The organism is Actinobacillus lignieresii (assembly GCF_900444945.1).
Classification (GTDB): Bacteria; Pseudomonadota; Gammaproteobacteria; order Enterobacterales; family Pasteurellaceae; genus Actinobacillus; species Actinobacillus lignieresii.
The window spans coordinates 60,794-70,000 of the sequence record NZ_UFRM01000001.1 but is presented as its reverse complement, the minus strand read 5'-3'; the positions used below and the strand labels follow the sequence as shown (position 1 = coordinate 70,000).

Sequence of the window (9,207 nt, the reverse complement as noted above, 5' to 3'; positions counted from 1 at the left end):
AGAGATCGTCGGCTTGGTCAGCCTTTACCTAACCAACTACCTAATCCCACTTGGGCTCATCTTATGGCAGGTGGCCCGAAAGTCCCACCCTTTAATCCTAAGATATTACGCGGTATTAGCTACAGTTTCCCGTAGTTATCCCCCTCCATAAGCCAGATTCCCAAGCATTACTCACCCGTCCGCCACTCGTCGGCAAAGAAAGCAAGCTCCCTTCCCGTTACCGTTCGACTTGCATGTGTTAAGCCTGCCGCCAGCGTTCAATCTGAGCCATGATCAAACTCTTCAATTCAAAAAGTTTAATCGCTCAATATTCTGCTTAGCTAAGTTCACTTCCCTTACCTAACCAAGTTAAGCAAAAAGAAAAATATGAATTTCTAGTTTAAGCACCTATTAAGACTTCAAGTTTTAAATAATATTTTCAAAATCAAGTCAATCAACAAGTGCCCACACAGATTGTCTGATATATTGTTAAAGAGCAAAAAAGAACGACGCACCGCATTTACTTCTCGTTCACAACAGTGCGTCGTTGTGTGGGTGCATTATAGAGAAATATGAATTCCTTGCAAGTACTTTTTGCAAAAAAATCTTGAAAAATTTACTCTTTGCATAACATTTATTCAACTTGAGTAAAACAAGAACAGTTTTGAGTTATTTTGTGATAACTTTTGACTGCATATCTAAATTTGTGATCTTTATCACAAAATTATTCGTACTTTTTCGAGAAGTTATTGGTATTATATATATCATTATTCATCTATCTATATAATCTATATAAAGAGGTACCTTTTATGAGCCAATTAGATGCTTTACGCGAAATGACTGTTGTTGTTGCCGACACAGGCGACATTGAAGCTATCAAACAATATCAACCGCAAGATGCGACCACTAATCCGTCTTTAATCTTAAGTGCGTCTGCATTACCGCAATACGCTTCATTAATTGATGATGCAGTAGCTTATGCTAAAGCAAGAAGTGATGATAAAGCCCAGCAACTTATTGATGCGGAAGATAAGTTAGCCGTGAATATTGGTTTAGAAATTCTTAAAATCGTACCGGGACGTATTTCTACGGAAGTTGATGCTCGCCTTTCTTACGATACGGAAGCAACAATTGAGAAAGCTCGCCAAATTATGAAACTTTATAATGACGTTGGCATTAGTAATGATCGTATTCTTATTAAAATCGCTTCAACTTGGCAAGGTATCCGTGCGGCGGAAGTGTTAGAGAAAGAAGGTATCAACTGTAACTTAACCTTATTATTCTCTCAAGCGCAAGCTCGTGCATGTGCAGAAGCTGGTGTTTACTTAATCTCTCCGTTTGTTGGTCGTATCTTAGACTGGTATAAAGTAGCAGAGAAAAAAGAATATGCACCGGCAGAAGATCCGGGGGTAATTTCTGTTACAAATATCTATAACTACTACAAACAGTACGGCTATCAAACTGTGGTTATGGGCGCAAGTTTCCGTAACGTAGGTGAAATTACCGAAATCGCAGGCTGTGACCGTTTAACCATTGCTCCGCCATTATTAAAAGAACTTGCTGAAAGCAATGCCCCGCTTGTTCGTAAATTAGAATATAAAGGTGAAGTGAAAGCACGTCCGGCACCATTAACAGAAGCGGAATTCTACTGGCAACATAACCAAGACCCAATGGCTGTTGAAAAATTAGCGGAAGGTATCCGTAAATTTGCGGTAGATATTGAGAAATTAGAAGCAATGCTTGCTACTAAACTTTAATCTGAATTGATTGAAACAAAAATCCTAAGCGAATGCTTGGGATTTTTTTATGCGACTTAAGCAAGCGGTCAATTTCTCGGAATAATTTGTAAATTCTTAAAGAAAATTAACCGCTTGTAATTTGATGGCACTAAGCTAAATTGGCTGTCTCGGTACAGAACCTTGGTAACCGAATTGACGCCACGCTTCATATACAACAACCGCTACCGTATTGGAGAGATTCATACTGCGGCTGTCTTTACACATTGGCACTCGGATTTTTTGCGACATCGGTAAAGTGTCTAAAATCGCCATCGGGATACCTCGGCTTTCCGGCCCAAACATAAGGAAGTCGCCTAATTCATAACTCACTTCACTATGATTCGGTTCGCCTTTAGTTGTCAGCGCAAATAGACGTTTTGGCTTGGCGCGTTCTAGAAAATCTTCAAAATTCTTATATTTTTGAATATCGACAAATTCGTGGTAATCCAAACCTGAACGACGTAGTTTTTTGTCATCCCACGCAAAGCCTAACGGTTCAATCATATGTAATCTAAAACCGCAATTCGCACACAAGCGAATAATATTACCGCTGTTTTGTGGAATTTCCGGTTCATATAAAACAATATCTAACATTTTATTTACTATCCAATAGGCAGAATGCACAAAACTTTCCGTGCATTCCGTGATTATTAATTTTCAATATGGCGAATAATCCAACAGTTATGGATTTGCGGATTACGCTCAAAATCAAGCGGTAATGTTTTATGCGAAATATTTTCCGCTTGTAATCCTAATTCGGCTAAGCCTTCGAAATCCATTTTAAAGCCACGCTTATTATTTGAGAATACGATTATTCCGTCCGCCGTTAAAATGCGTTTAAGCTGTGTCATTAATTTAATATGATCACGCTGTACGTCCCAACTGTCTTCCATTCGTTTTGAATTCGAGAATGTCGGCGGATCAACGAAGATCAGCTCAAAGCGTTCACGACATTCCGCCAACCACTGCAAGCAATCAGCTTGGAATAAGCGGTTATTACGCAGCGGTAAATTATTTAACTCTAAATTTTGTTCCGCCCAATTCAGGTAAGTATTTGACATATCTACCGTGGTGGTGGATTTCGCACCGTTTAATGCGGCATGAATAGTCGCTGAACCGGTGTAAGCAAAAAGATTAAGGAACGTTTTACCTTTTGCCATCTGCCCTACCATCTTACGTGTTAGACGGTGGTCTAAGAATAAGCCGGTATCAAGATAATCGGTTAAATTCACCCACAATTTTGCACCGTATTCGGTGACATAGAAATAATCACCTTTATTGGCTAATTTCTCATATTGGTTTGTACCTTTCTGCTTTTGACGTACTTTTAATACCAACTTATTGGTTTCCACGCCCGTTACATACAGGGTTGCAGACACGGCATCCAGTAAGCGTTGGCGAGCTTTTTGTTCGTCGATGTTTTTCGGTGCGGCATACTCTTGTACCACAATATGATCATCATAGCGATCAACCGCTAAATTATATTCCGGTAAATCCGCATCATAGAGACGGTAGGCATTAATTCCTTGCTGTTTCGCCCATTTCTCAATTTTCTTAATATTTTTCGTTAAACGATTAGCGAAATCAGGTGCAACTTGTGCGTTCTGTTCAAACTTAAGCTCATCTGCCTGTTGTTCGGCAACAGCTCGCTCACTAATCTGATAATTCTTTTGTAAACAATCTAACGGACCGTTTTTCGCTTTGAATTGACGGTGAGAACGTAAACGTAAACAGTTCAATAATTCCGGTTCACCGCTAAAAATCGAGGCGTTCCAACCACTGAATTGGTGTTTTAAACGTTGTCCGAATACCGAATAAAGAGCAATTAACGCCGGTGTCGTACCTAAACGCTCACCGTACGGCGGGTTACAAATCACCGTACCGACTTGGTCAGGGCAAGGATTTTTTAACGCCGCTACATCGCCTTGTTGCCATTGAATTAAATGTGCGACACCGGCATTTTTCGCATTTTGTTTTGCCTTAGCCAGTACGCGATGATCAAGGTCAAAGCCGAAGAAAAGCGGTTGAATTTCTTCATTTTGTTGCAAATAGGCTTGTTCCAGCACCTCTTTCCATACCGCTTGTTGGTGTCCTTTCCACACATTAAAGCCCCAATGCTTACGGTGTAATTGCGGTGCAATCCCCGCTTGCATCTGTGCCGCTTCGATCAACAAGGTACCGGAACCGCACATCGGATCAACCAGCGGTGTGCCTTTTTGCCAGCCGGAACGAAGAATAATCGCCGCCGCCAATGTTTCACGTAACGGTGCTTTACCGGTGTCTTCACGGTAGCCTCTCATATGTAATGCATCACCGCTTAAATCAAGCGATACCACCATATTTTCTCGGTCGAGATAAACGTGAATACGAATATCCGCATGATCTTTATCCACTGTCGGACGAGCAAAGCCTTTACGCTCGAAATAATCTACTACACCGTCTTTTACTCGCACCGCACCGAATTGCGTGTTGCGGATCTCGCGGTTAGTGCCGTTAAAATCGACAAAGAAAGTATCACGAGGATCAAAAATGTCCTCCCAGTTGATACCGACGATCGTTGCGTATAAATCCAGATCACTAAAAATTTTGGTGGTGACCAACGGTAAGAAAATGCGAGAAGCCAAACGGCTGTGTAGTAATGCTTGATATGCCCCTCGTTGGGTCGTCGTAAAATGTACTCCGCCTTGTGTGACTTTACACTCGGCTTGGCAGATCTGCTCCAGTTCTGTTTTTAACATTTCTTCAAAGCCACGAGCAGCGGTGGCGAAATAAGTTGTTTGAGTTGTCATTATTATCATTCTTTTAGCTAAAATTAGCGTTATTATAGCGGAACAAGCGGTCTAATAGTTGAAAAGTTTTACAAATCAAACGGAAATTTAACTGGACAATAACTTGGTACAGATCAAAAATTAGTTGAATTACCCAAAATGGGTAACTTGCTTTAGTTAAATATAACAAGCACAATTTCTTCCATTTCCGTTGGAGGTAACAATGACCGAAGCTTATAAAATACTTTTAATTGACGATCATCCTTTAATGCGTCAGGGAATTAGACAAATTTTAGAATTAGAAGATAACTTTGTTATCGTGGGTGAAGCAAGTAATGGCACGGACGGCATTAGTATCGCCTTAGATACAAACCCTGATTTAATTATCTTAGATTTAAATATGAAAGGAATTTCCGGTTTGGATACATTACGTGCATTAAGAAAGCACGGCATTGATAGCCGTATTGTCGTCTTAACCGTTTCGGACGAACAATCCGACGTATTCGCTTTAATGGACGCCGGTGTGGACGGTTATTTATTAAAAGACAGCGATACCGCAGAATTAGTCGAAAACATTCGCAAGGCGGCACAGGGCGAAACCGTATTAAGCGAAAGCGTTAAACAACATCTATTAGAACGCCGTCCGGAGAATGATCCGTTAAGCGTCTTGACTGATCGCGAGCGTGATGTTTTACAATGGATTGCGACCGGTATGTCGAATAAACAGATTGCCAGCCAATTATTTATTTCGGAAGAAACCGTTAAAGTACATATTCGTAACTTATTACGCAAATTAAATGTTCACTCTCGTGTCGCGGCTACCGTACTTTATCTCGAGCAACAAAAGGGTTAATCCCAGCAAGCGGTTAAATTTACTAAAAAAGTGGCAAATTTAACCGCTTACTCGTGCCGCTTAACTATGCAAGTCTATGTAAAATCCATTCCTATTTTTATCTTTATCTGTATAATCGCTCATTTTTTAGAATACTCCGAACTTATGGCTTTACTGATTACCCACAAATGTACCAACTGTGATATGTGCTTACCCGAATGTCCGAATGAAGCGATTTCAATCGGCGATGATGTGTATGTGATTGATCCGGTGCTATGTACCGAATGTGTCGGACATTATGAAAAGCCGACCTGTCAAAAAGTTTGCCCGATTACCAACTGTATTATTCCGGATCCGGAACATCAAGAAACGCAAGAAGAGTTATGGGAAAGATTTGTGATGATTCATCACCCGGACAAGATATAAAAATAAAATGTAAAAAAACGGAGAATGAACCTTCATTCTCCGTTTTCTATTATGCGTCTTTAAAGCTGTAAGGCAAATCACAAATCGCTAATGAAATGCCGTTGATTCTAAATGCACTATCCGCTTCAACATCATTATTCATTACCACTTGCAGCCAAAGTTTATTTTGATATGCCACACGGCTTAAGATTGTACCGGTTGCACGCCAATTCTCACCGAGCTGCATTTCGACCGAGCCGCCAATCTCCGGTAAGCTCACCTCGCCTTCAAATTTACCGACTAAAGTAAACATTGCTCGCTTATTCGCACCACGATATTTTGCTCGAGCGACCGTTTCTTGCCCTATATAACAGCCTTTAGTAAAAGAAATCGCATTTTCGACCGCTTGTAAATTGGTTGCCTGCGGAATCAATTCAAATTGATTCGCTTTTAGCAACATCGGAATCCCGTCTTGAATGTCGATTAAATCCCACAATTGGCTATCGGCATTGGTTTCTAGCGCTTCGCCCCAAACAATTGCACGTTTTTGCCCTTGCGGAATGACTAAAGCGATCGTATTTTCGCAAAGTTTTGCCAAAATCTCACCGCTTGTTACCCCATAAATCGGCGTATCCAGCTCAGTGAAAGTAACCTTAGAAAACACCGCATATTTTTTTAGTTGGTTAAGCGCTTCCGGTAATAAATCCGCATGAATCATGGCGATAAATTTATCTGCCGTTTGACGATATAAACGGATTAATGCACTCATTTTGCCCTTCGGATCACAATGGCAAGTTAAGGTATGTTCTCCCTCTGCCAATTTCGCTACATCACAGGTTAATTGTCCTTGAAGATATTTCTCAGCATCCACACCTGCAATTTCAATTAAACGATACTGAGAAAGTTGCACGCAGAGATCCGGGTGACTATTACTGATTTTGCTACATTCACACGTCATAAAACACCTACTCTAAATTCTGAATTTGCTCACGCATTTGTTCGATTAACACTTTTAATTCAACCGCTGAATTGGTTACGTCCGCATTAATGGATTTTGATGCCAACGTATTGGATTCACGATTTAGTTCTTGCATCATAAAGTCCAATTTACGACCTACCGCTCCGCCTTTTTTCAAGACGTTAGTCGTTTCTTTCACGTGTAATTGTAAGCGGTCTAATTCTTCCGCCACATCAACACGCTGTGCGGTTAATACCATTTCTTGCTCTAAACGTTGCGGGTCTAATTGTAAATTCAGCTCATCAAACCGTTGTTGTAATTTATCTTTCTGCCATTGCAGAATTTCCGGCATTTGCGCCTGCACTTTGGTTGCGATCTCGGCAATCGTGTCTAAGCGTTGTTGGATCAACGCCTGTAAATTCGTGCCTTCACGACCACGCATCGCAATAAAGTCCGCTAAAATTTGTTCGAAACCGGCTAACAGGTCTTGCCCAATTTGATCCAAATCTTGTGTTTGAGCATCGACCACCCCCGGATAACGTAAAATATCCACTAAGTTGATCTCACCCTCACCGGCAATGCCTCGCAAGGTTTGTAACGAGCTGATTACCTTTTCCGCATACGCTTTATTTAATGCCAATTCACTATTTTGGTTATTACTTAATTCGATACGTAAACTACATTCTACTTTTCCGCGTGTAAGTGATGCACGTAAACGCTCGCGTAAGGTCATTTCTAAATTACGGAATTGCTCAGGTAAACGAAAATAGGTCTCTAAAAAACGTTGATTCACCGAGCGAATTTCCCACACTGCATTACCCCACTCTTTTTTCATTTCTAAATGGGCGAAAGCGGTCATACTATAAATCATAATTATTCCTTATTTTATTGTTTGAAATAATTCTAGCCTTTTTTAGCTAAGATTGTAAGTTAAAGAGTACGAGAAGTGCGATGAAAATAAAAAATCTCAACAGCTTACACTATTGAGATTTTTTTATATTTTAATTATGACTAGATGTCGGTTTCTAAATAGACCACTTGTGTTTGTAAGAATTCTTCCAAGCCGTGTTTTCCGTCGGCTCCGCCTAAGCCCGATTTCTTCCAGCCCGCATGGAAACCTTGCATTGCTTCAAAGTTTTCACGGTTGATATAAGTTTCACCGAACTGTAAACGACGTGTCACATAAAACGCTTCGTTTAAATTGGTGGTATAAACGGAACTGGTTAAGCCGTATTCACTATCATTCGCTAATGCCAGAACTTCATCAAGCGTATCGAATCCCATAATCGGTAAAACCGGACCGAAGGTTTCCTCGTGCATAATATCCATATCATTTTTGATATCGACTAAAACCGTCGGTTCAAAGTAGAAACCTTTACTTTCCGCACGTTTACCGCCACAGACTAATCTCGCACCTTGATCGATTGCTCGTTCCACTTTTTCTTTAACTCGTTCTACCGCTCTTTCTTCAATTAACGGTCCCATTTCGATACTACCGCTATCCGCTTCCGCCGGATTGCCATAACGTACCGCTTTCATTGCTTCAACCACTTTCTCAATAAAAGCATCTTTAACACTGTTATGTACATAAACTCGTTCGGCACAGTTACAAATTTGACCTGAGTTACCCACTCTTGAAGCAATAATCGATTTTACCGCCAAATCTAAATCGGCATCTTTCAAGACAATTGCCGGCGCTTTACCGCCTAATTCAAGCGAAACTTTGGTAATATTTTTCGCCGCCGCTTCCATTACCGCACGTCCTGCACCGACCGAACCGGTTAAACTGACCATATCGACATTTTTGCTGCTCGCCAATGCTTGACCGACTTCAACACCGCCGTTCACGACGTTGAATACACCTGCCGGTAAACCTACGCTCTCTACGATTTCACAGAAAATTTCACAGTTAATCGGTGTTAAGCTGCTCGGTTTAATCACAATAGTATTACCGGTAACTAATGCCGGTCCCGCTTTACGTGCAATCAAAAAGAAAGGGAAGTTCCAAGGTAAAATACCGCCGATAACCCCTAAAGGACGTTTAAATAATAAGATATTTTCTCTCGGTCTATCGCTTTGAATAATTTCGCCTTCGTAACGACGAGCCCATTCCGCTTGATAATCTAAGTAATCTGCGGTAAACATCACTTCAATACGAGCAAGGTCTTTCGTTTTTCCGCCTTCAGCCACAATCACATTAGTGAGTTCATCGGCGCGTTGGCGAATACCGTCGGCGATTTTATGTAAATATACGCCTCTTTCCACCGCCGGTAACCGTTCCCAACTTAGCTGTGCCGCACGAGCCGCACTTAAAGCCGCCTCAACATCTGCGGCAGAAGATTGTACTTCTCTTGCAATCACTTCTTCGGTTGCCGGATTTAATACATCAACATAAGTGCCTGTTAAGTTGCTGACAAACTTACCATTAATAAAGGAACGGATAATTTTCATAGTTTGATCTCCATCTAATGAATTGAGGTGGCTTAA

8 protein-coding genes and 1 rRNA gene (1 of these 9 running past the window's edge) are annotated in these 9,207 nt (G+C 41.0%); 3 read left to right on the top strand and 6 right to left on the bottom strand.

Annotation, left to right across the window (positions count from 1 at the left end; all coding sequences use genetic code 11):
- Nucleotides 1–289: ribosomal RNA gene (locus DY200_RS00320) — 16S ribosomal RNA — on the bottom strand (it extends 1,253 nt beyond the left edge of the window).
- A 499-nt stretch (nucleotides 290–788) separates the two neighbouring features.
- On the opposite strand from DY200_RS00320, the gene tal reads away from it, so the two are divergent.
- A complete protein-coding gene (tal, locus tag DY200_RS00315; RefSeq protein WP_115586480.1) occupies nucleotides 789–1,736 on the top strand; it encodes a transaldolase in 948 nt (315 codons plus the stop codon).
- A gap of 135 nt (nucleotides 1,737–1,871) precedes the next feature.
- Here tal and trmL read toward each other — a convergent pair whose 3' ends face one another.
- Both trmL and rlmKL read right to left on the bottom strand, forming a co-directional pair.
- Entirely contained in the window at nucleotides 1,872–2,351 is a 480-nt protein-coding gene (gene trmL / locus DY200_RS00310) for a tRNA (uridine(34)/cytosine(34)/5-carboxymethylaminomethyluridine(34)-2'-O)-methyltransferase TrmL (RefSeq protein ID WP_115586479.1), read from the bottom strand.
- 56 nt (nucleotides 2,352–2,407) lie between these two features.
- Nucleotides 2,408–4,546, bottom strand: a complete 2,139-nt coding sequence (rlmKL, locus tag DY200_RS00305; protein ID WP_115586478.1) for a bifunctional 23S rRNA (guanine(2069)-N(7))-methyltransferase RlmK/23S rRNA (guanine(2445)-N(2))-methyltransferase RlmL — start codon at nucleotides 4,544–4,546, stop codon at nucleotides 2,408–2,410.
- A 202-nt stretch (nucleotides 4,547–4,748) separates the two neighbouring features.
- On the opposite strand from rlmKL, the gene DY200_RS00300 reads away from it, so the two are divergent.
- Both DY200_RS00300 and DY200_RS00295 read left to right on the top strand, forming a co-directional pair.
- A complete protein-coding gene (locus DY200_RS00300) occupies nucleotides 4,749–5,378 on the top strand; it encodes a response regulator (protein ID WP_005616543.1) in 630 nt (209 codons plus the stop codon).
- 144 nt (nucleotides 5,379–5,522) lie between these two features.
- A complete protein-coding gene (locus tag DY200_RS00295; RefSeq protein WP_005614274.1) occupies nucleotides 5,523–5,783 on the top strand; it encodes a YfhL family 4Fe-4S dicluster ferredoxin in 261 nt (86 codons plus the stop codon).
- A gap of 49 nt (nucleotides 5,784–5,832) precedes the next feature.
- Here DY200_RS00295 and ygfZ read toward each other — a convergent pair whose 3' ends face one another.
- The 3 genes from ygfZ to aldA all read right to left on the bottom strand — a co-directional run bounded on the left by ygfZ (nucleotide 5,833) and on the right by aldA (nucleotide 9,171).
- Nucleotides 5,833–6,720 (bottom strand): CAF17-like 4Fe-4S cluster assembly/insertion protein YgfZ, encoded by an 888-nt coding sequence (gene ygfZ, locus DY200_RS00290; RefSeq protein ID WP_115586477.1) that lies wholly within the window; start codon nucleotides 6,718–6,720, stop codon nucleotides 5,833–5,835.
- A 7-nt stretch (nucleotides 6,721–6,727) separates the two neighbouring features.
- Complete coding sequence (locus tag DY200_RS00285) at nucleotides 6,728–7,591, bottom strand: YicC/YloC family endoribonuclease (protein WP_115586476.1); 864 nt, start codon at nucleotides 7,589–7,591, stop codon at nucleotides 6,728–6,730.
- Between the two features lie 140 nt (nucleotides 7,592–7,731).
- A complete protein-coding gene (aldA, locus tag DY200_RS00280) occupies nucleotides 7,732–9,171 on the bottom strand; it encodes an aldehyde dehydrogenase (protein ID WP_115586475.1) in 1,440 nt (479 codons plus the stop codon).
- Nucleotides 9,172–9,207 lie beyond the last annotated feature (36 nt).

Excerpts from the sequence above, each read along its gene's own strand:
- tal (WP_115586480.1), top strand. The coding sequence starts at position 789 with ATGAGCCAATTAGATGCTTTACGCGAAATGACTGTTGTTGTTGCCGAC.
- trmL (WP_115586479.1), bottom strand. The coding sequence starts at position 2,351 with ATGTTAGATATTGTTTTATATGAACCGGAAATTCCACAAAACAGCGGT.
- rlmKL (WP_115586478.1), bottom strand. The coding sequence starts at position 4,546 with ATGACAACTCAAACAACTTATTTCGCCACCGCTGCTCGTGGCTTTGAA.
- DY200_RS00300 (WP_005616543.1), top strand. The coding sequence starts at position 4,749 with ATGACCGAAGCTTATAAAATACTTTTAATTGACGATCATCCTTTAATG.
- DY200_RS00295 (WP_005614274.1), top strand. The coding sequence starts at position 5,523 with ATGGCTTTACTGATTACCCACAAATGTACCAACTGTGATATGTGCTTA.
- ygfZ (WP_115586477.1), bottom strand. The coding sequence starts at position 6,720 with ATGACGTGTGAATGTAGCAAAATCAGTAATAGTCACCCGGATCTCTGC.
- DY200_RS00285 (WP_115586476.1), bottom strand. The coding sequence starts at position 7,591 with ATGATTTATAGTATGACCGCTTTCGCCCATTTAGAAATGAAAAAAGAG.
- aldA (WP_115586475.1), bottom strand. The coding sequence starts at position 9,171 with ATGAAAATTATCCGTTCCTTTATTAATGGTAAGTTTGTCAGCAACTTA.